Source organism: Marinobacter orientalis, assembly GCF_004792665.1.
Lineage (GTDB): Bacteria > Pseudomonadota > Gammaproteobacteria > Pseudomonadales > Oleiphilaceae > Marinobacter > Marinobacter orientalis.
Genome location: NZ_SRZX01000007.1, coordinates 80,455 through 101,156, shown reverse-complemented (window position 1 = coordinate 101,156; position 20,702 = coordinate 80,455). Strand labels below are relative to the sequence as shown.

Genomic DNA, 20,702 nt, shown 5'->3' with positions numbered 1-20,702 from the left:
CTGTCGGGTTTAAGAGATATACCTGTCATTTGCCTTCCTCTACAGAAATATACAGTATGTATTTTTTTGAGCACTTCAATGCTTTTGCTCCGGATAAGCCTGGTGGAGGGCCTTGCATTCATGTCCTACATAGATCGCGAACATCACCGCACACAGCGAGTTGGCTGGCTTCGGGCTGCTGTACTTGGTGCGAATGACGGCCTTGTCTCGGTTGGTGCTCTGGTGCTGGGCGTTGCGGCCTCCCAGTCATCACCATCGAGTGTTGCCATTGCTGGCGTTTCGGCATGGATTGCCGGCGCGCTTTCGATGGCGGCGGGGGAATATGTTTCGGTAAGTTCCCAGGCGGACACAGAGGAGGCGGACCTTAATATGGAGCGCCGTGCGCTCGAGCGCTATCCGCGGGAGGAGCACAAGGAACTTGCCAGGATCTATGAGCGGAGGGGCCTGGAGCCTGAGCTTGCCGACAAGGTGGCCCGTCAGCTCATGGAGCACGACGCTCTTGGGGCTCATGCCCGGGATGAGATCGGCATCACCGACGCTGCCAGTGCCCGACCACTGCAGGCAGCGGGTGCCTCAGGCCTGAGTTTCACTGTGGGCGTGGCGCCGCCACTTCTTGCGATGTGGCTGGTGCCGGGCTCTCTGATCATACCGGTCGTACTGGCCGTCAGCCTGGCATTTCTCGCGGTGCTTGGAGCACTCGCCGCCTGGACGGGAGGAGCCCCCATCGTCCGCGGGACGCTGCGTGTGTTTCTTTGGGGAACGCTCACGATGGTGGCGACTGGAGCTATTGGCGCCATGCTCGGCTCTGCGGGATAAAACCTCTGGCTTCACTCCCCCTGTGAACACCGATGTTGCGAGACCGAAGAAGTCGGCTTGCCGGGGGTGATTTCCAGTGCCGGGTGTCGCTTGCGTCAATCGGCGGTGAGACCAACTTCCATGGCAATACGCTCGCCCTCCACTGAGTCGATCTCTTCGGGATCCAGAAGGCGCACCCGGTCAGATGCGATACCGGTATCCGCATCTGGTTTGACCAGCGCGTCCCGTACCGCCGATGCGCGGGCGTCGGCGATGGCTTCGAGCTCAGCGTCCGTGACCGGTTGTGCCGCGATGACCCGTTCGGCGAGGTGGTTACGGTAGGCCAGGGCGTCAATGTCAGTCTCGTCAGACGACCCGGTCTGTTTGTCAGTAAAACGCGCCTGGACTGCCTCCAGATCAATATCCGGGTAATACGTGGTGAACATCGTTTCGACAATATCCTGATTGGGCTCGACGGTCAGGCTGGGATCCGCAACTTCGCGGTCTGCTTCAGCCAGGCGTTGCCGCAGGGTTTCGATGGCTTTCTCATGCTGCAGGGCCGGGCCATCAAAAGCCTGGCTATAGGGGCCGGCAAGCTCCAGGGCCAGCGCCGGGCGCTGGTTCAGTGCCTCGCGTAGCTTGGCAATACGCTCCCGCTGGGGAGGGAGCAGGTCGGTACCGCCCTGCGTAAACTCAACCTGGCCAAGGTCCTCGGAGTCAGCTCCGACGAGGCCTGCCAGAAAACTGAACGGTGCCTTGATGACAGACGTTATGGCGTTCCCCAGTGCCTCGCGAATGACCTTGTCAAAGTCGAATTCCGGGTCCCCAACATTCCCGGTCACAGGTAGAGTCAGATCAATGACGCCGTCGCTGTCCTGGAGCAGGGCGATAGCGAGGTCCAGCGGCAGGTCCATGGCGTCGCTGGAGGCCATCTTTTCGCCGAGCTTCAGATCATGGAGCACGAGGTTGTTTTGTCCCTCGAGTTGCCTGTCTTTGACCGTATAGTCGAGATCGAGATCCATGGTACCTCCGGCGATCTTGCGGCCGGCAAAGTCCACCGTGTAAGGAGAGTATTCCGGAATCCGGAGGTTACGGAACCTGAGATGCAGGTTGGTCTGGCGTGTAGGATGCCAGGCGTGGACGGCACCCTCGACGTGCGCCAGACCGAACTCTGCCACCTGGCCTTCAAGCTTAACCCGCGCCGGCTCGGCCGAGGTAGAGCTCAAAGTCGATATCTGTCCGCTCAACGTGTGAATGCTCGTTGAGAAGGGCAGCGGCAGGGAGTAATCTGCAAACCGCAGCGCGCCGTCGGTCAGCTCAATGCTTTCAATAGTGACACCGAACGGGGTCGCTTCTTCATCAGTGTCTTTCGTTTGCTCGGCGCCATCATTATCCTCGGGGTCGTCCGGTGGCTTCGCCACGAGTTGCCCGAAGTTGGTGGTCTGGTCTTCGTGGATGACTATCCGGCCGGACAGACCGTCGACAGTGATAGTAGCGGTTTCAAGCTGTCTCTCTTTGAGACGCATATCTAGCTCGTCGATCTGAAGGCTTTGCCATCCGATGAGTGATTCGTCATCGGGACCCTCGCTGATGCTCAGCGCGTCGATGCCGGCGGAGCCCTGAAAGGCAAAGGGCTGCCGCGCGTCTGTATGGATCTGCCCGCTCAGGTTCAGGTTCCCGCTACCGAGTCGCACGTTCGCAAACTGCCTCAGGTAGGGTTCTGCCTGCAGAAGCGCCAGCTCATCGATACGGGCGCCGCCCTCCAGGGCTGGGCTTGGTAGAAGTTGAAGCGTACCGTCGAAGGCGAGCTTACCGCCACCCGCGAGCTGTCCGGCCAGACGCAGAGGAAAATGTGTGTCTTTCTGCAGCGTGAAGTCCGTTACGGATAACCTGACATCCTGCAACGCCAACGACACCTGTTCCGGTTTATCGGCAGCAGCCGGGTCCTGCAGATTGTCAGCGAAGCGCAGAACACCGTTCTCGATCTGCAGATCGTTGATCCGCAACGCCGGCAATGAATCTGGTTCATCTTCGCCCGGAGCCTTGTCATCGGCCGGGGCCTTGTCAGAAGACTCGGGGGCAAGCCGGGTGAGGCGGGTTTCGCCCGAGGCGAAGCGTTCTTCCTGAACCACTGGCTTGTTGAGTCGGATTGTCTGGAAAATCCAGGTTCTGTTGACCAGGCTCGACCAGGCGAGATCAATGAACAACCGGTTCCAGCCCAGCAGTTGCCGGTTGTCAGTGTCGTCAAGTTCGACCCCGTCAATCCGGAGCGTGAGCATGTAGGGGTTGGTCTGCACCGACTCTATACGGAGTTCGCGGCCAAAATCTTCCTGAACGGTACTCACTGCGACGGACTGAATGATCCAGGGCAACGCGAAGAAGCCCAGCAGGGTGTACAGGACCACCAGCACGAGCAGCCAGAACCGGAGCCGGCGCGGTGATGCCCACTTTGTTCTCAGGTAGCCGCCAAACCGGCGGAAAGGGGCCCTTTGCATAACACTACGATCATTGGAATGAATCATAATACCCAGTGTAGACAGGCCATTGCCCAGCGTCACTTCTTCATTTGTCCATCACCTCGCCTTGTCGATATGGCGAAATGGGTATTGAGGGTGGCAATGCTGATTAGCCAAATCATCCAGGTGCTGCTAGCGTTACTGATAACGTGATCGCTGTTCATCGCGTACAAATACCCCGCGCTCCTGGCACGGGGTAACCCACAGGAGTACAGCAAATACAGGAGTTCACTTATGATACGCACACGCTTGAGTCGGGCAACGGGCATCTTTCTGGTGGCCGGTTCCATGGCTTTCAGCCTGTCGGCCAATGCCGCCCAGGGGCTGTATTCAGCGGATGACCTGATGGACGCAGAAGTCTTCGACAGCAACGGTGAGGAGATTGGTGAGGTAGAGAACATCCTCATGGACGACAACATGTCGGTCCACTCACTGGTGATCAAGACCGGTGATGTACTGGGCCTGGGTGGTCGTGATGTCGTAGCCGAGCGGGGCACCTTCACCCTGCGCATGGAAGGTGAGGGCGCCAACGAGTTCGGCGATCAGGATTACGAGGTCCATATCGAAGCGACCCAGGATGAGGTCAAGGAACTGCCGGAATACGATGAAAGCTGGTGGAACCAGACCAGTGACGCCATGAGTCAGGCCTGGGAAAACACCAAGGAAACTAGCCGCAGCGCCTGGGAGGACACCAAGCAGGCTACCTCTTCCGCCTGGCAGAACGTCAAGCAGGGAGTGGGAGGCATGTCTGATGGCGCAGAGGATAAGGTTGAAAACTGATTTGACTGATCCTGTTTGACGGCTCTAACCTGAAAACAGACTCACTGCCGGCAGGCGCCATCTGACCTGGTGTCTGCCGTGCAGGATTAAGGTACCGGTGGTTGGCCATTGATGGCTACGGGCAAGACCCATAATACGGGCAAGACCCATAAACAGGAACGCCGCCATGTCCCATGCGGAACCGCTTTACCCCGCTCTCGCCGATGAGCCCACTTCGCCGGAAGGCTGGCTGGAAGCTTTCAGGGACGTTCGGGCTGTTACCGAACAGTTGTGTATTCCCCTGGAGACCGAAGATTACGTCATCCAGAGCATGGACGACGTCAGCCCGCCAAAATGGCATCTCGCCCATGTTACCTGGTTTTTTGAAGCCTTTTTACTAAAGCCGTTTGTGAAGGGCTATGTGTCCCAGAACGACAGCTATGACTATCTGTTCAATTCCTATTATGAAACCCACAGCAGCCCTTTTCCCCGGCCCAGGCGTGGGTTGCTTTCCCGGCCGACCGTAGCTGACGTCTATCGTTACCGGCATTACGTGGATGAAGCCATGGAGCTGTTGCTGTGCAATGCGCCGTCGGAGCATAGCCGCGCCATTGCCGAACGGGTCTGCCTGGGCATCCACCATGAACAGCAGCACCAGGAACTGCTGGCCATGGACATCAAGCACATTCTGGCCCAGAACCCGCTGCGACCGATCTATAGCAAGCGCCTGAAGGTCCCGCCAACGCGTCGCCCCGCGCCCATGGGATGGCGGACCTACGAAGGCGGACTGTTGACCATCGGCCTGGAGCCGGACAGCGAGGCGTTTGCCTTCGACAACGAACGGCCGGCACATCGCCAGTACCTCGAACCTTTCGAGCTGGCAACGCGCCCGGTGACCAACCAGGAGTATATACGTTTCATGGAGCAGGGCGGTTATCAGGACCCGGCCCTCTGGCTCTCGGACGGCTGGCACCTGATCCGGGAGAAGGGCTGGACGGCGCCCCTGTATTGGGTCCGGGACGGGGAGAGGTGGTATCACTTTACTCTGACAGGTTTGCTCCCGGTGGATACCGCTGCGCCGGTGTGCCATGTCAGTTTTTACGAGGCTGATGCCTTCGCGCGCTGGGCGGGGGGACGCCTGCCCACCGAAGCGGAATGGGAGCACGCCGCCGTCAATACCCGGGACTTGAACGGCAATTTTGCTGATAGCGGCTACCTGCAACCAGTTGCCACCGAGGCTGGCACTGTCCGCAACCCGCAAGATCCGCCGTTGCAGATGTTTGGCGATGTCTGGGAATGGACGGGCAGCGCCTACAGGCCTTATCCGGGGTTCAGGACACTCTCCGGGAGTCTCGGCGAGTACAACGGCAAATTCATGTCCGGGCAGATGGTGCTGAGGGGAGGGTGTTGCGCCACTCCTGCCAGCCATGTCCGGCCTACGTACCGCAATTTTTTCCCGCCATCAGCCCGCTGGGCCTTTTCAGGGTTCAGACTTGCCAGGGAGGCTACCGGTGAACATTGCAGAGATTCATTTTCACAATCAGCTGTCTGAAGACAACTTCCCCACGATGGCGCAAGAAGTGATCGCGGGACTGAGCTCCAGGCCAAAATACTGTTCCCCCAAATACCTTTACGATCAGAAAGGTTCAGAGCTTTTCGAGAAAATATGTGAACTCCCGGAATATTATCCGACAAGGACAGAGGAGGCGATTCTCCGGCAGGCGATGCCCGAAATCGCAGAGCTGGCCGGCAAGGACGCAACCCTGGTGGAACTGGGCAGTGGTGCAAGTCGCAAGGTCCGCCTTTTACTCGAGTCACTCTCGGTACGGTGCTATCTGGGCGTCGATATTTCCCGGGATTTCCTGGTCAGCAGTACCCGTCGCCTTGCGGCGGATTACCCGTGGCTCGAGGTGCATGCCGCCTGTGCGGATTTCACCCGGGGGGTCGCTTTACCGGAGGGCATCAGTCCGAAGCGACTGGTTACCTTCTTCCCCGGCTCCAGTATTGGCAATTTTACCCCGGAAGCGGCTGAACGTTTTCTGATCAGTCTGCGCCGCTGCCTGCCCACTGGAAGCGGTCTGCTTGTTGGAGTGGATCTTCTCAAGGACCACGCCATTCTGGAGTCGGCTTACAATGACGCCGATGGCATCACTGCAGAATTCAACCTGAACCTTCTGGATCGATTGCGCAAAGAGCTGGGGTTTGACATCGAGCGGGAGGGGTTCAGCCACCGGGCGTTCTTCAATGAACGACAGTCACGAATCGAGATGCATCTGGATAGTCGGGACTTTCAGGTGTTGTCCCTGAATACCAAGTCCATTCGTTTCAGGAAAGGGGAGTCGATCCATACCGAAAACTCTTATAAGTACTCCATTCCCGGCTTCCAGCGATTAGCTGGCCGCGCTGGTTTCTCGAGCCGCAGGGTCTGGTTTGACGACGACGGGCTGTTCAGCATCCATTATTTGATATCCAGTTCAAGATAAAGGGGTTTTACCATGAGCCAGGCCAGTGATGCCTTTCCTTCACGCCTGAAAGAGTCGGAAGATCGGGTCGCTCCTTTTATCCGAACCGATCCCGTGGTCCATTCCGGCAATAAATACCGCTGGCACGGACCACTGGATGAGGTCGCGTTATCAAAGTATGAGCGGGATGGCTTTCTGTGGTTTGAAGGGTTCTTCAATCAGGAGCGGATGGCTCCTTTCTTCGACGAACTTCTTGAGATGGCGCAGGACAAGGAACTGTTGGCATCAGACCAGGTTATCCGGGACCCTACCACTGGTGACATCCGCTCAGTGTTCGCCATGCATGAGTTTTCCGAGCACTTCAGCCGCCTGACCCGAGACCCCCGTATCCTGGGCATGGTCAGACAGTTGCTCGGCAGCGAGGTCTACATTCATCAATCGCGGATTAATGACAAGTTGGGGTTCGAAGGCAGCGGGTTTTACTGGCACTCGGATTTCGAGACGTGGCACAGTGAAGATGGCATGCCCCGCATGCGGGCGGTCAGCGCCTCGCTGATGCTCACGGACAACAGCGAATTCAATGGACCGCTGATGCTGATTCCCGGCTCCCATCATTACTTCATCCCGTGTGTGGGTGAAACGCCGGACCTCAACTGGCGACAATCCCTCCGGTCCCAGCGATTGGGGATTCCGGACCAGAAGGCCCTCAAGATGATGGCCGATCGCGGCGGTATTCAGGCGCCCAAGGGGCCTGCAGGTTCGCTGATGCTGTTTGAGTGCAACACTCTGCACGCATCAAATGCCAACATATCTCCCTGGCCCAGGTCCAATCTGTTCTTTGTCTACAATAGTGTCGACAACCTCCTGAAAGAGCCCTATGCCGCCAATTCGGAACGGCCCGACTTCCTGGGGGCCCGGGAAAACACAACACCCCTGACCATGCATGACGATTTTCCGGAACTGGCATGAGCAATAAATGACCAACCAAAGCACTAAATCTGGCGTACCTGGCCAACCCGGCAACCATTTTTTAGACTCGGGAATCATCGTAAAAGGGGTTAGGCCATTTACTTCCAGAAATTCACGACAGCTTTTTGCAAACTCTCAATCTCTGAATATACTGAAATTTGTCATAGCAAGAAGTCATGGTGCTGTTTGCTGTTAATGGGCCTTGGTCCAAATCCGCGCAACAGGGTTTTGATTGTGCAGTCCGCGCAATCGGAGGAAAGGAAGTAGGCCTTCCGGCGGTCAATATTCCCGCGCACTTTCGTGCGTTAAGGGAATGCTATCGGGGAACCGGGACAAACATGACTTCAAGGGTACTGGCCTGTTTCAGAAGCCTGCCGGTGGTGGATTTGCGAAAGGGCCCCCATTTGCAAACCGGCCCCGACCAGTGCTTCTCCCTGGTTTGAGCCATCAACCGCGACCAGATACGCTTTTGGCAAGCCTTCGGGTGTACTTTCTTTGTGTTCCATACGGTTGTTAACCAACGGGGAACTCGGTCCTGGCATAGCGAACGTGGGATTTTCGCCGCGCTGTCAGGGTGTATCCCAGAGTGAGAGGACCAAGACGGCCTATCAGCATGACCGCCATGATCACCAACTGGCCTGCTGTGCCAAGTTCGCCGGTTGTGCCCCGGGACAGGCCGACAGTGCCGAACGCGGAGACTACTTCAAAGGCTATGTCGAGAAAATCATCTTCCACCAGAATGCTCAGGGTGAGTACAGCCACGAAGACGACCGCCATGCCGATAGTCGCGGTCGCCAGCGCCTTGAGGACTGTCTCGCTGCTCAGAGAGCGTCGAAGAAGACTGACGTCGTGACTCCCCCGGAGGAACGATCGGGTTGCCGCAATAAGGATGACGAACGAAGAGATCTTGATGCCACTGGCCGTGGAATTGGGTGCGCCGCCAATAAACATCAGAAGCAACATAAAAACACTGGTTCCGGCGGTTAACGCGCCAATATCAAAAGTGTTGAAACCAGCCGTTCGTGGCGTCACCCCCTGAAACCAGGCCGCCAGAAGCTTATCCCAGAAACTGTCGAGGGCGCCGAGGGTGGCCGGATTGCCAAATTCCAGAAGCAGAATGGCGCCAGTTGCCGTCACGTTGAGGAGCAGAGTGGCCAGCAGAATCACTTTTACGTATACGGATAACCGCGACCAGCTGCGCCTGTCCAATAGCTCCATCATGACAATGTAGCCGAGGCCGCCGGTTATGAACAGCGCAGTGACCGAGAGGCTGATGCCCGGGTGATCCACATACGCTGACAGGCTATCGGGTGATAATGCAAAGCCGGCATTGTTGAATGCAGAAATCGTGTAGAACAGCGCCTCGTAAAGACCGTCCTTCCAGCCCAGCTCGGGCACAAAGAACAGGCTCAGGACTACAATACCGATGGCTTCTGCAGTCAACGCAAAAACCGCAATGGACTTACCGGCCCCTCCGGCCGTCTGGAGCGAGATTTCATTGAAAGCTTCCTGGGCGACGAGCTGCTGTTTCAGACGAAGTTTGAAACCCAGGGCGAGGGCGGTTAATACCGCAAATGTCATCAGTCCCAGGCCCCCGAGCTGAATCAGGGTCAAGATGACCAATTGGCCGAACAGCGTGAACTGGCTGCCCGTATCCACAACGATCAAACCGGTAACGGTCACTGCTGACGTTGCAGTAAATGCAGCTTCCATCCAGGTAACGGGTTCGACGGTGGCAAAAGGCAGTTTCAGCAGGCCGGCGCCAATTGCTATCAGCACCAGAAACGATTCAAGCAGCAGTCGGGGAGGATTGATGCCCGCCTTGCGACCTGATCCTTTGCCAGTGGTGCGATCCGACACCAGATCCAGAAAATGTATTTTCATAGGCGGTTAACGAGATCTCTAAGGTCTTCCAACTGGCCGCCCAGTACAATCCGGTCTCCATTGCGTATCTTCCAGCTATGATCCGGATGAGGGTGCGCCTCCTTCATCCGCTTAACAACGAGTGCTTCAACAGGCTCACCATTTATGATCTCGCCAATGGTCTTGTCGATGAGATCCTCTGTGGTGTGAAAATCGACGATAAAGTAATCATCGTCGAGTCCAAGGTAATCGTGCACCATCGGGTAGTTCAGTTCCTGGGAGATCCGGATACCCATTTCGTGTTCCGGCGCTATGATACGGGTTGCTCCGAGCCGTTCCAGAATCCGGTGGTGCTGGTGTGTCAGTGCCTTGGCCCATACCTTTTCCACCCCAAGTTCGCAGAGTTGCAGGGTTGCCAGCATGGTGGCCTCGACATTTCGACCAATGGCGACCACCGCTGCATCGTAACTGCCAGCGTTTAATTCAACGAGGGCGTTTTCATCAGTTACATCAGCGATCACTGCATGGGTTAACTCCTCCGACAGTCGGTCGACGCGATTCTCATCCGAGTCGATACCAAGGACCTCATGCCCCAGCCGGGTCAGCTCCCTGGCAACGGTTGCTCCGAAAATGCCAAGGCCAATGACAATAAACTGCTGCTTTTCAACCATGCGCGCGACTGTCCCCCGGACTCCATGTAGTGTAAAAGAAGTGGTATAGCTGAAAATCGTCGCACATACCAGCGAGGGATTCCTGCTGATCCTCCTCAGCTTTTTCATGACACTTCCGGTTAATCTTTTAGTGTATGGAGAGACACCGGATTGGCTGGCATTTGTGAAGTCCGCGAATATCTGCTGGGCGGTATCGGAATCATTGGTATGGCCGTGGCAATCCTGCCGTTTCTCAGAATTGGTGGTATGCGCCTGTTTGCCACGGAATCCTCTGAATGGGCTGAGAAGGCGGTTCCACGCACTAACCGTCTGGCTCGAGGGCTGGTATTCAGTTACCTGATTCTGACCGTCAGCTGCATTTCCGTTTACTGGCTCCTGGGAATGGATCTGTTCAATGCGCTCAACCATGCCCTGACCACGGTCTCGACAGGCGGTTATTCGACGTCTGACAGCTCGATGGGGCAGTACAGCCAGCTTTCGATTCTTTTCGCGTCTACTGTCTTCATGATGCTTGGTGGCATTCCATTCTTCCTGTTCGTCAGGCTACTGAATGGTCAGGCCCAGCCGCTACTGCGGGATCAACCAGCGGCGGCATGAAGATGTTCCAGTTGTCGCATCAGTTCTGGCGCTGCTGAGGCTAGATCTGACAACAAGCCTGAGCGGGGCGGCTACGGCATTGGCAAACGTGGGCCCGGGCCTGGGTGACACGATCGGCCCGGCGGGAAATTTCCAGCCATTGCCTGATGCAGCGAAGTGGGTGCTTATGATGGCGATGCTGTTGGGGCGGTTGGAGCTTCTGAGTGTGTTCGTGATGTTCTCGCCCCAGTTCTGGCGTAACTGAAACTGAATCAGGCGCAGGTGTCTCCGGAAGCCTCTTTTATCCTTTGCCTTCAACAAGGCTTTTTCTGGCGCTCCCGTTCTAGCAGTGCCTCGAAATCGTCCTGGCGCAGGGGCCTGGAGAACAGGAAACCCTGGGCATAATCGCAGCCGGCATGGGACAGGAATTGCAATTGCTGGTCCGTTTCAACGCCCACTGCAACCACCTGGACGTCTATGGCGTGAGCCATAGCGATTATGGCCCCGAGTATTCGGTCTGCATTACCACCCTGGCCAGCGTTCCTGATCAGTTCTCTGTCGATCTTCACACTGTCCATCCTGAACTCCTGAAGAGCCAGCAGGGAAAATGGTTCAATACCAAAATCGTCGATTGCCAGGTGGAGCCGCAAACCTGCCAGACCCAGGCTCCTGACCGGATTGAAACCGGAGGCACGGATATTGTTAAGGGAGGCCGGAGTCAGCTCCAGGGTGATATTGCTCTTATCGAGACCAACTTGCGCCAGCCGCGCTCGCCATTGGTCTACAAGACTTCGGGTGAAAAAGGAGGCGGGTGATTCGTTGATGTTGATCGGAAAGGCCTCATCACTCAGGTCCCGCCACCGGAGCGAACAGATCATCGCCTGCTCCAGCACGTAGGCGTTAATACTGTCCGTCAGGCCGCTTTGTTCGGTGATACTGAGAAAGGCATCGGGAGTCAACAATCCCTCGTACGGATGATTCCATCGGAGCAACGCCTCTGCCCCGGATATGGTTCCAGTACGGATGTCGATTATAGGCTGGTAGTATAGCTCCAGCTGACTTTCACTGAGGGCATCATCCAGTTCCCGGTTCAGGCGCATATGCTCTGATTCGCTCTGCGCCATCCAGGACTCGTAGACCTGAACCTGTTGGCCTCCATCTTCTTTGGCCGCGTACATAGCCTGGTCGGCATTGTGCATCAGCTTGGCCGCATCCCTGCCGTCATCGGGGAACACCGTAAGGCCTATGCTGCCGGAAAGGTGGACCCGGTGAGAATCAACGTCAAACGCCCGTTCGAGACTGATCAGAAGTGCCTTGGCGGCCTCCTTCGCACCCTCTCTGTCAGTTTCTTTAAGGATCAGAGTGAATTCGTCTCCGCCAAGACGCGCCACTGTATCCATGGCCCGGACCTTGGTGCTTATCCTTTCGGCCACCTGCGCCAGAAGCCGGTCACCAGCCTCGTGGCCGAGTTGGTCGTTGGCCTGCTTGAATCGGTCCAGATCGATGAATAGCAGGGCAAAAAAGCTGCCCTTTCGCTGGGCCTCCCGCAATGTCTGCTCAAGCCGATCAAGGAACAGCCGCCGATTGGGGATGCCGGTGAGCGAATCAAAATTGGCGCTTCGCCAGACCTGATGGTCCGTCTGCTTGCGCTGTGTGATATCCCGCGATGTCGTGACAATTGCTTCCACTTGGTTCCAGTCGTTAAAAACCGGGACAAACTGGCAGTCAAAGCACAAATCACGGCCCGAGGGTAAACCGTGACTGAACTCCCTGCGCTGTGATTGCCCGGTAGTGACAGTTGTGGCAATTTCGCTGTGAAACTCGGTGGCAAAATCCACACCCAGCTCAAGTGGCGTTTTGCCAATAACGTTCCTGTGTGACTCATTGACCAGATTGGCCATTGCCGTATTGATAAACAGGTACCTGCCATCGGGATCGAATATGGCGGCGGGATCGAGGGAGGCTTTCAGCATGGTTTCGATCAGGTGTGTTTCCTGATCGAAACCATGGGAGTAGCCAGACACCGAGTTGACAATCAACTGGTCGATGGTCTCGTTGAACCGTATTAATTCATTGATGTCTTTTGCGGTGAGGTCGTGCTGTGCGTCGCCCCAGGCACTGGTAATACGAACCCTCAGTGCCTGGAGCTCCTGTATCATCTGAAGCATGGACAGACCCTGCCTGAGACGGTCTATGCCATGTTCGTTATCAATAATGCCCGGAGCGGAAGACCTGCCTTTACCCAAGGCTTTGCCTGCCGACTCTTCGCGAGTCTGGGAGGTCAGGAGATTTTCGGTGATGAACTCCAGTATCTCACGGGCATGATCCCTCAAAGCCGGGCTGTCTTTGCCCTTCAACTGCGGGGCGATGTCCAGCGCGGCTTCTTCCCAGTCTTCGAGCAGTCGCTCCATGTTTGTCTGGATAAATTGGGCCAGCTTCATGGCTAGAGACATCCTCCGTGATGCACTGGCAAGGTACCAGCGTGGTTCATAAATCATCCGGATCTCAGGGCCCGATCAGCCCGTAACAACATACCTCCATGTATTATGCTAGGGCATATATTTCAAAATACACAATAGAAAGTTGGAGACCAAAGAAAGTCCTGAACACAGCCCAGCGATATATCGACAGCTTGCGCCGACTATTCCACACAACATGCTGGATTCGTCGCGAGGTACAGGAGAGCAGACGTGAACGACAAAACCAGGCCCAGAGCAATTATTATCGGAGGCTCTCTCGCGGGGCTGTTCAATGCACTTATGTTGCGCAGTATCGGCTGGCAGGTAGATGTATTCGAGCGGACACCACATGCCCTGGAAAGCCGTGGCGGAGGTATCGTATTACAGCCGGAAGTAGAGCTGGCGTTTGAACTCTCCGGGCTAAAAGACTATCCGGATCTGGGCGTGGTCTCTCATGAGCGGCTATTTCTGGATCATGACGGAAGTATCGCGCAGCGGATGAACGGCCAGCAAACCCTGACTTCCTGGCCGATGCTCTACAACACGATGCGTAACGCCATACCTGACGACAACTATCATTTGAATTCGCGTCTCGTGAGTGTTCATGAAGAAGACGACAGAAAGGTTACAGCGATCTTCCAGGATGGGCGAATTGCCACCGGTGATCTGTTAATTGGCGCAGACGGCGTAAACTCGACCGTCCGCTCACTCATGTTGCCAGGCGTGACACCCGACTACGCTGGTTATGTAGCCTGGCGAGGATTGGTAAAAGAAGGGGAGCTTGATCCTGAAGCGGCCCAATTACTGAGCGAGCGCTTTGTGTTCCAGCAATTTCCGGGGTCCCACATTCTGCAGTATCTGATTCCGGCCCCGGATGGTTCGACACGGAAAGGTGAGCGCTACTTTAACTGGGTGTGGTACCGAAATGTCAGCGCAGATGATCTACCGGAATTGCTCACGGACAAAACCGGCCGAAGCCGACTGACCTCGGTGCCTCCTGGATTAGCAAAGCAGGAGTTGGTCGATGAAATGCGGACAGCAGCAAGGTCGCAGCTGGCTCCGCAGATGAAGAGCCTTGTTCTGGCAACCAGGGAGCCATTTATCCAGCCGATACTGGACCTGTCAGTGAACAGAATGGTTTTCGGGCGCGTTTTATTGACGGGCGACGCAGCGTTTGTGCCAAGGCCGCATACCGCAGCAAGCACCTCAAAAGCGGCCGCAAATGCGATCGATCTTGCGGTTGCGCTCCGCCACGGAGATGAAAATCCAGACGCTGTTCTGGCACACTGGGAACAGCGCCAGATAGCCCTCGGCGAACGTCTTGAATCACAGGGCCAAAGGCTGGGAAACAGGTCTCAGTTCCCAGGCAGTGCTCAGTAGTTTTTCAGTGGCTAAAGCCTGAAGAGTTCATTCCATTAACGTAAATGACCACAGAAAGTGCTAAATTTCTGTATACCTACGATATTCGGCCAGAGGATAGTTAAAGATGAAGCGACCAAAGTTTCTCCAGGATTTGATCACGCAGCTCTCACCAAAACTGGACTCGACGACCTATGTCTATTGCACAGTTCCCCACGCAAAGTATGGCGAGCTGGAAAAGCTGAAACCCATTGTCAGCATCGCCGAACTGGAAGGTCTGACCCTGGTCATTCCTCTGGAGCAGGCCAAAGCCGAAGGCCTGGACTACTACAGAGTCTTCCGCCGCATCACGCTCGAAGGCCACTCCAGTCTCGAAGCTCTGGGCCTCACCTCCGTGGTAACGAGCCTGCTTGCCGAACGGGGCATTACCACTAATGTCATAGCGGGGTTTTATCACGACCACATGTTCGTGCCCAGCGATCGAATCGATGAGGCCATGGAAGCGCTGAAGGAGCTTGCCAGCAAACCCAACGGCTGAAGACGGGCATTGGACGAGCCGGATTTTTCTGACAGTGAGCGGTACTGAACACGGGTCAGGGTCAGTTATAAAAAAGAAAAACTGCAGGATTTTATTTTCAGGTAAGCTATTTTTAAAAAAGGTCTGATTCCACGTCTTGGCAAACATCATTGAATCGGCAGTTGGAATTTCGCGACATCGAGATAGGCTAATGTTCGATGGTGTTGAGGTCCTTCGGCAACCAGCCTCACCGTTATAGCTTCTTGACCAGTTTAAGGAGAAATCATGGCTGGCATCGAGGAAATGATCGACGACATACTGCGTCGTGAAGGCGGCTATGTCGACCACCCCGCCGATCGCGGCGGGCCCACCAACTTTGGAATTACCCAAAACACCCTGTCCCGTTACATCGGCCGCGCCGCGTTAAAAAGCGAAGTCAAAAATCTCAGTGAAGATGTAGCCCGGGACATCTACGAGAGCAACTACTTCGAAGGTCCGCGCATCCACCGCCTGCCGGAAGAAATCCAGCCTTTTATTTTCGATTGCGCGGTCAACCACGGCCCGCGCCGGGCGATAAAATTCGTGCAAAGCGTGATCAACCAGGCCGGTAAGGAGCCGCCCCTGGACGAGGATGGCGCCATGGGCCCCAATACCGCCAGAGCCGCTGCCTGGGCCCAAAACGTCATGGGCGACTATTTTCTCAAAGCCTTGTTGGAAGAGCGGCGCAACTTTTACCGCACCATCGTCGCTGCCCGCCCTTCCCAGGAAGTTTTCCTGCGAGGATGGATGAACCGTGTCGACGAATTTGAGCAGGAGGTAGCCTAATGGCCTGGTGGAGCGCAATCGGCGATATTTTCAGAGGTGGCAAAGAAGTTGTCGAGGTTTTCAAGCCCAACGCCACCGAAAAAGAACAACACCGCCACAACGAAGTCATGGCCGACCTCGACCGCGACAAAGCCGTGATGGGGCAATTCGCCGCGGAGTTCGTCGACCGGAAAAATCGCACCTGGTGGGATTCTCTGATCGATGGATTAAATCGCTCGGTGCGCCCGATCATCACCTTCGGCGTCCTGGCGTTTTTTATTATCGCGCCCTTAAGCCCGGAAAAGTTTCTCCTGATCGCCGAATCCTACAGCCTCATGCCCACCGGCTACTGGGCTTTGCTGAGTGTCATCATCGGTTTCTACTTCGGCGGGCGCATGCAATTAAAATCCCAGGATATGGCGGTAAGAAAAGACGCCGTGCAAGCCGCCAAAAACCTGGTCGTGATGCGCAAGGAATTTCGGCAACTGGACGAGCAGAACGACAGTAAGGAATCGAAAATCTTCGAAGCGGCCGTGGCCGAGCAGGGAACGCGGCCGAGCAATAAAGTGGTCGCGGAATGGTTGGCGATGAAGAAGCCGGTGAATGATTGAGCGGTAGACCGCCTGGTTGCTTCTACCTGCTCACCAACACCAGCCCCAACATGAGACCATCGACGAAACGGACATTCATGCCTTTGACCCTCCGGGTTAGCGGATTAAGTTGGCTCAACACAGCGATACCGATGGCAAGAACCGGGGGCAGGATGGACCAAGGCATCCTCTCGCTCAACGTGCCGGACATGAGGAAGAAGTCTTCAGAAACCAAATCTTTCCCGGTTTCCTTCTATACATGATGCTTTGAACCGGTGGGGAGAAGCAGGCCGGTGGTAACCACCGGCCAACCGCCTGTGTCGTTAACGGTATTGACCCTTGTCAGCCAGTGATTTTACCAGTGAGGCACAGTTCCACTGTGAGCATCCTGCCCGCGTTCCTGGAGCCGCTTTGGGCGCATCAGTTACCCGACCACGTTGGCCAGGCGCGTGATCTCGCCACGGGACCCCGGTACTTGCATGACATTCCGCTCGGGAACCGCCAGGTATGCCTCATCACCGGCCAACGCGGGGAAGGGAACCAGCAAGTTGCTGGTCCGGCCGTCATCGCGCACCGCAGCATTGCAATAATTAATCTAGCACGTCCCCCATTTCCGGAGAAGTGTTGCGAGAATGAACGGTTTTCAGGGTTCAAGGACGTCGATGGTTGCAACCACGTCGTCGGCGAGCCGGTTGATGGTTGTCAGTGCGCTCTTGTCGGTTTCGCCAAGGCCGGTTGCGACGTCTTGACCAAAGCGGTTGTAGATACGCACCAGCGTCTCCGCCCTGGATTCGCCAACGCCGCTGACACCTTGCACTGCCTGTTTAACCTCCTGCTCGGTGGCGCCTCTTGAGAGTGCCTCCCGGATAGCTCCGGTAATAGCCCGGTTGAGCCGGTAGGTCCGGCTGCCCTTCTGCTCATTGATGGTGGCATCAAGGTCGCTTTGCCTGGGGGTGACCTCGGTATATTCCGTACTCGAGTCAACGTTAGCCATCGAATTCCGGTTATCCCTGTCACTTTCGCTGGGCAGGGCGTATTCGGAAAAAATGGTGGTGGTTACCCTGTTAACCCGTTTGGCGTCCAGAGTGATGATGGCGGCTTCGCAGACCATCCGGCTGTTGACGTAATTGAACCCCTTGTTGCTTTCCGGGTGACTCAGAACGGGGCTGCCGTCCAGTTCCATCCGTACCTGGTAATCCACCCAGAAGCGTTTAACGTTGACCCAGTCTTTCACCTTGTTTTCGATCTGGTCACGGTGAGCCATGTTGGCCTGATGGGTGATCGGAAACAGGTTCATGTCTGAGCCTTCACCCCCGAGCTGGCCATTCAAAAGGTGGCCGCGAATGTAGCGACGGTCGCCGGACAGGTTGGTGGGTGTTGTGGTGAGCTTGTTCATCAGTGCGTGGATACCATTGGCATCGCTGCCGGACGGATGGTCCGGCCCCAGCTCGGCCTCCATGGCGAGACCTACCGTATGGCCACCCACGGAGCCTGTTCCATAGGAGATCCGTGTTTGCTTGCCAGCCAGGCCGGTACCGGAGGCCTCAAGGGAGTCCAGTACTTCGAGTCTGGGGTTGATGGCCAGCTCCACCGCTGTCTTGTCGCCCTTCTGGACGAAGCGGATCTGGCTCAGTTGGTAACGTTGCCGGATTTTTGCAAAGTAGCGGTTTTCCAGATCTTCAGAATCCTCAGACTGACCGAAGGCCTGTTTCAGTACCTTCTCGGCGGCTTTCAGGTCTTCCTGCTGTTGTGCCGATGTGCGAGGCATGGGGACCGGTGGTTCGTCCAGACTGGCGAGGGAGGGTGAGCTCGGGTGTCTGGGCCCCTTTTGCGGTGGTGTTTCTTCCTCGGCGACGGTGCTTTCCGTACGCGCAGGCTGACCCGCACTCTGGGTGTTCTCCGTAGCCTGATCAGCCTGGTCCGACCGGCCCCGGCCTTGTGGCTGGTTCTGTGTTTCCTGAGTTCTGCGCTGCTCTGCCCGTGGGCGACCCCCGCCACTTCCCGCCGAGGGCCGTCCTCCGGTCTCCGGAGCCTGCTCGGCCTGTCTGGCCAGTTGTTCAGGTACTTCGTTGTCGCTTCCGGGCTGGCGTGTGGGGCCGTTCCATTCGGCACGATTCTGCAGGGCTTCCCGCGTACCCGAGGAGGGCGGGCCATCCTTGGGTATGGCATCCTGAATCAGCTGTTCTGCGTCCGGTATATCGCCACTTTCCACTTCCAGGCTTGGGGGCTCGGGGTTGGAGAAGTTGTAACTGAGCCTCGCCTGCAGGGCGAGAGTGGGGCCAAGATCCCATACCCACTCTGCCAGTTCCCATTCCTTTTCCCAGACCGTCACCCAGAGTGCCTCTATCTCCGCCCAGGCATTCAGGCCCAGCTTGAACTTGGCGGCACCGGCCAGGGTAGCGGTGCCGTTGATCATGTAATCCCCGTCCTCGTAGGCCAGCTCCGGTATCACCGAGATGGCTCCGTAGATGCCGGCGGTGGCCATGCCTTCGATGCCTCCGGTGAGTGAGCCCAGGGCCACATCCAGCCCCAGACCCGCACCGATGCCGAGATAGGCCTCTGCAAAGGCAGGGATGTAGAGCTCGCCGGTGACCGAGAATGACGGGAGTTCCTCCGCGCCAATCGTATATTCACCTGCCACCGTGATGTTACGCAGCTGCCCCGGACCGATGCCGGCCCTCACACCGGCGCGGATCCGGATAACGGCGACCAGGATGGCCCACAAGGGAATGTTCTGGCTGTGACTGAACAGCTCCCCTTCCAGGCGCTTTTCCGGAAACAGCTCGATGGGTTCCGGTACGCGGATCTCGCCACTGGTATCAATCGTACCGTCGGGGTTGATGGTAAGGGCCAGGGTGCCTTCAAGGTTAGGGGCAATCTCGGCGGTGACATCCCCGCCGCCGTATACGTTCAGCCCGCCGTCTTCCTCCTGGGCAAGGGCCAGGGTGACCGTTCCGTGCAGCCGGCCATCGTCGACGCTGAAATCCACCTGTTGCTCGGCAGACCAGAGGCCTTCCCGGTAGGTCAGGTGCAGCCGGGCGCCGATGCCGGGCAGGGTTTCACTGTCTACGGCAATGTCGGCTTCGCCCTCCAGGTCACCATCGGTCAGCGTAATCAGCACGCTGGCGGATTCCAGGCCGGGCAGGTCGGTCAGTTCCACATTTGCGGTGACGCTGGTCGCCCCGTTTTCATAGGCTGCAGAGAATTGACCGCGACCCACGCTGGCCAGGGTAATGGCCACGGTGCCGCTGAAACTGACATTGCCGGACTCATCCAGGCGGCCGGTAATGCGCCCGGACTCGACCGGTAAGCCTTCGGGAAAATCGTTGGCGGTGAGCCGGAAGCCACCGAAGAACTGTCCCTGTTCGTTGAAGCCGACGTCGCCACTCACCTCGGAAAATCCCGGCAGGGACAGGTTGAATTCGCCGCTGCCCTCGGCATGATCGTCGCTGAAACTCCCATTGAGTGTGGCATCCCCCAGTTCACGATAGCTGAGGTTTACCCCCTCGATGCTGCCGGACAGCCGCTGGTTACGGTAGGCAAAGGTGACCGTCCCTTCGCTTATGGAGAGACCGGGGGCCGGCGGCTCCAGGCGCGCGGCTGGAAGTGAGACGCTGCCGGCGAGGTCACCCGCTTCGTCGATACCCAGTTCCGCCCGGATACCCGAGAGCAATGGCTGGGTAACCAGTGCATGGCCGCTGCCGGAAAAGTTGCCGTCCTCGGTAAATCGCATGGAAATCTGACCGGAACCCAGTCCCTCATAGACCAGGTCGAAGCTGAGGTTGCCGTTAAGCTTCCCCCGGGTCAGGGCGATGCGGCCGCTTCCGGTGACCGAAAGCTTCCTCATTCGTGCCGGCACCAGGTCCGCTCCTGCAATGTCCACAGCGGCGGAAAGCTCGCGGTTCTCATCCAGAGACACCGTCAGTTCCGGGTTATTCAGAGCCGGCAACTGCGCCGTGGCAGTGAGCTCGCCGCTCAGGCTTGCAAGGCCGCTGTCATCCAGCGTCAATGTGGCTTGTGTGGATTCCAGATAAGGCACTGCGAGTTCGGCATTGAGACGACCCCAGTTGCGGTTGGTGTTGTAGCGGAAACGGGTCAGGCGAAGCCCTGGGATGCCCAGGTTGAGGGCCGAGAGGTCGGCGCTGAGCTGGTTTTCGCCTTCAATGCTGTCTGCGCTGATGCGAACACCGCCGCCCAGACCGACTACAAAGCTGCCGTCCTCCATCAGGCCGGTAACCGCCGTATTGCTCGCACCCGATTCTCCGTTCTGCGGTTGCTGGGCCGCAGGAGCCGGCTGGGGTGCCGGGTCTGGGCTGCGCGACTGTCTCTGGGGTGAGGCCGTAGCGGTGGTCTGGCTCATGG

At 57.0% G+C, this 20,702-nt stretch carries 15 protein-coding genes and 1 pseudogene; 11 read left to right on the top strand and 5 right to left on the bottom strand.

Features of this window, described 5'->3' with window-relative positions:
* Positions 1–120 precede the first annotated feature (120 nt).
* Complete coding sequence (locus tag DIT72_RS16105; RefSeq protein WP_135956269.1) at positions 121–816, top strand: VIT1/CCC1 transporter family protein; 696 nt, start codon at positions 121–123, stop codon at positions 814–816.
* 95 nt (positions 817–911) lie between these two features.
* Here DIT72_RS16105 and DIT72_RS16100 read toward each other — a convergent pair whose 3' ends face one another.
* On the bottom strand, positions 912–3,290 hold the full coding sequence (locus tag DIT72_RS16100; RefSeq protein WP_135956268.1) for a DUF748 domain-containing protein: 2,379 nt from the start codon (positions 3,288–3,290) through the stop codon (positions 912–914).
* A 255-nt stretch (positions 3,291–3,545) separates the two neighbouring features.
* Between DIT72_RS16100 and DIT72_RS16095 the strand changes: the two genes are divergently transcribed.
* The 4 genes from DIT72_RS16095 (at position 3,546) to thpD (ending at position 7,501) form a co-directional block, all read left to right on the top strand.
* The gene (locus DIT72_RS16095; protein WP_135956267.1) at positions 3,546–4,091 is read left to right on the top strand and encodes a PRC-barrel domain-containing protein; all 546 of its coding nucleotides are present in this window, start codon (positions 3,546–3,548) and stop codon (positions 4,089–4,091) included.
* A gap of 166 nt (positions 4,092–4,257) precedes the next feature.
* Positions 4,258–5,622, top strand: a complete 1,365-nt coding sequence (gene egtB / locus DIT72_RS16090) for an ergothioneine biosynthesis protein EgtB (RefSeq protein WP_135956266.1) — start codon at positions 4,258–4,260, stop codon at positions 5,620–5,622.
* 16 nt (positions 5,623–5,638) lie between these two features.
* The gene (gene egtD, locus DIT72_RS16085; RefSeq protein ID WP_228260851.1) at positions 5,639–6,553 is read left to right on the top strand and encodes an L-histidine N(alpha)-methyltransferase; all 915 of its coding nucleotides are present in this window, start codon (positions 5,639–5,641) and stop codon (positions 6,551–6,553) included.
* A 12-nt stretch (positions 6,554–6,565) separates the two neighbouring features.
* Positions 6,566–7,501 (top strand): ectoine hydroxylase, encoded by a 936-nt coding sequence (gene thpD, locus DIT72_RS16080; RefSeq protein WP_135956264.1) that lies wholly within the window; start codon positions 6,566–6,568, stop codon positions 7,499–7,501.
* A gap of 513 nt (positions 7,502–8,014) precedes the next feature.
* On the opposite strand, the gene DIT72_RS16075 is transcribed toward thpD, so the two are convergent.
* Together DIT72_RS16075 and DIT72_RS16070 are read right to left on the bottom strand one after the other, a co-directional pair.
* Positions 8,015–9,385: a TrkH family potassium uptake protein gene (locus tag DIT72_RS16075; protein ID WP_135956263.1), complete on the bottom strand. Its 1,371-nt coding sequence runs from the start codon at positions 9,383–9,385 to the stop codon at positions 8,015–8,017.
* A complete protein-coding gene (locus DIT72_RS16070) occupies positions 9,382–10,143 on the bottom strand; it encodes a potassium channel family protein (RefSeq protein WP_228260845.1) in 762 nt (253 codons plus the stop codon). Before DIT72_RS16070 ends, DIT72_RS16075 begins: the two co-directional genes overlap by 4 nt.
* 42 nt (positions 10,144–10,185) lie before the next feature.
* Here DIT72_RS16070 and DIT72_RS18460 point away from each other — a divergent pair, with 42 nt between their 5' ends.
* Together DIT72_RS18460 and DIT72_RS18455 are read left to right on the top strand one after the other, a co-directional pair.
* Entirely contained in the window at positions 10,186–10,632 is a 447-nt protein-coding gene (locus DIT72_RS18460; protein ID WP_228260844.1) for a potassium transporter TrkG, read from the top strand.
* A gap of 25 nt (positions 10,633–10,657) precedes the next feature.
* Positions 10,658–10,876 (top strand): annotated as a pseudogene (locus DIT72_RS18455) (potassium transporter TrkG); the annotation flags it as partial.
* 49 nt (positions 10,877–10,925) lie between these two features.
* Here DIT72_RS18455 and DIT72_RS16060 read toward each other — a convergent pair.
* Positions 10,926–13,052, bottom strand: coding sequence for an EAL domain-containing protein (locus DIT72_RS16060; protein WP_168355074.1), 2,127 nt, complete (start codon positions 13,050–13,052; stop codon positions 10,926–10,928).
* A gap of 249 nt (positions 13,053–13,301) precedes the next feature.
* Between DIT72_RS16060 and DIT72_RS16055 the strand changes: the two genes are divergently transcribed.
* The 4 genes from DIT72_RS16055 to DIT72_RS16040 all read left to right on the top strand — a co-directional run bounded on the left by DIT72_RS16055 (position 13,302) and on the right by DIT72_RS16040 (position 16,361).
* Positions 13,302–14,450: an FAD binding domain-containing protein gene (locus tag DIT72_RS16055; protein WP_135956261.1), complete on the top strand. Its 1,149-nt coding sequence runs from the start codon at positions 13,302–13,304 to the stop codon at positions 14,448–14,450.
* A 106-nt stretch (positions 14,451–14,556) separates the two neighbouring features.
* Positions 14,557–14,967 (top strand): ACT domain-containing protein, encoded by a 411-nt coding sequence (locus DIT72_RS16050; RefSeq protein ID WP_135956260.1) that lies wholly within the window; start codon positions 14,557–14,559, stop codon positions 14,965–14,967.
* 264 nt (positions 14,968–15,231) lie between these two features.
* Positions 15,232–15,771, top strand: coding sequence for a glycoside hydrolase family 108 protein (locus DIT72_RS16045; protein ID WP_135956259.1), 540 nt, complete (start codon positions 15,232–15,234; stop codon positions 15,769–15,771).
* Entirely contained in the window at positions 15,771–16,361 is a 591-nt protein-coding gene (locus tag DIT72_RS16040; protein ID WP_135956258.1) for a 3TM-type holin, read from the top strand. Before DIT72_RS16045 ends, DIT72_RS16040 begins: the two co-directional genes overlap by 1 nt.
* Positions 16,362–16,983: 622 nt before the next feature.
* On the opposite strand, the gene DIT72_RS16035 is transcribed toward DIT72_RS16040, so the two are convergent.
* A complete protein-coding gene (locus DIT72_RS16035; protein ID WP_135956257.1) occupies positions 16,984–20,700 on the bottom strand; it encodes a DNA/RNA non-specific endonuclease in 3,717 nt (1,238 codons plus the stop codon).
* Between the last annotated feature and the right edge of the window lie 2 nt (positions 20,701–20,702).

What these genes read in the sequence shown, in the direction of transcription:
- DIT72_RS16105 (WP_135956269.1), top strand. Translation starts at nt 121, where the DNA reads ATGTCCTACATAGATCGCGAACATCACCGCACACAGCGAGTTGGCTGG.
- DIT72_RS16100 (WP_135956268.1), bottom strand. Translation starts at nt 3,290, where the DNA reads ATGCAAAGGGCCCCTTTCCGCCGGTTTGGCGGCTACCTGAGAACAAAG.
- DIT72_RS16095 (WP_135956267.1), top strand. Translation starts at nt 3,546, where the DNA reads ATGATACGCACACGCTTGAGTCGGGCAACGGGCATCTTTCTGGTGGCC.
- egtB (WP_135956266.1), top strand. Translation starts at nt 4,258, where the DNA reads ATGTCCCATGCGGAACCGCTTTACCCCGCTCTCGCCGATGAGCCCACT.
- egtD (WP_228260851.1), top strand. Translation starts at nt 5,639, where the DNA reads ATGGCGCAAGAAGTGATCGCGGGACTGAGCTCCAGGCCAAAATACTGT.
- thpD (WP_135956264.1), top strand. Translation starts at nt 6,566, where the DNA reads ATGAGCCAGGCCAGTGATGCCTTTCCTTCACGCCTGAAAGAGTCGGAA.
- DIT72_RS16075 (WP_135956263.1), bottom strand. Translation starts at nt 9,385, where the DNA reads ATGAAAATACATTTTCTGGATCTGGTGTCGGATCGCACCACTGGCAAA.
- DIT72_RS16070 (WP_228260845.1), bottom strand. Translation starts at nt 10,143, where the DNA reads ATGAAAAAGCTGAGGAGGATCAGCAGGAATCCCTCGCTGGTATGTGCG.
- DIT72_RS16060 (WP_168355074.1), bottom strand. Translation starts at nt 13,052, where the DNA reads ATGAAGCTGGCCCAATTTATCCAGACAAACATGGAGCGACTGCTCGAA.
- DIT72_RS16050 (WP_135956260.1), top strand. Translation starts at nt 14,557, where the DNA reads ATGAAGCGACCAAAGTTTCTCCAGGATTTGATCACGCAGCTCTCACCA.
- DIT72_RS16045 (WP_135956259.1), top strand. Translation starts at nt 15,232, where the DNA reads ATGGCTGGCATCGAGGAAATGATCGACGACATACTGCGTCGTGAAGGC.
- DIT72_RS16040 (WP_135956258.1), top strand. Translation starts at nt 15,771, where the DNA reads ATGGCCTGGTGGAGCGCAATCGGCGATATTTTCAGAGGTGGCAAAGAA.
- DIT72_RS16035 (WP_135956257.1), bottom strand. Translation starts at nt 20,700, where the DNA reads ATGAGCCAGACCACCGCTACGGCCTCACCCCAGAGACAGTCGCGCAGC.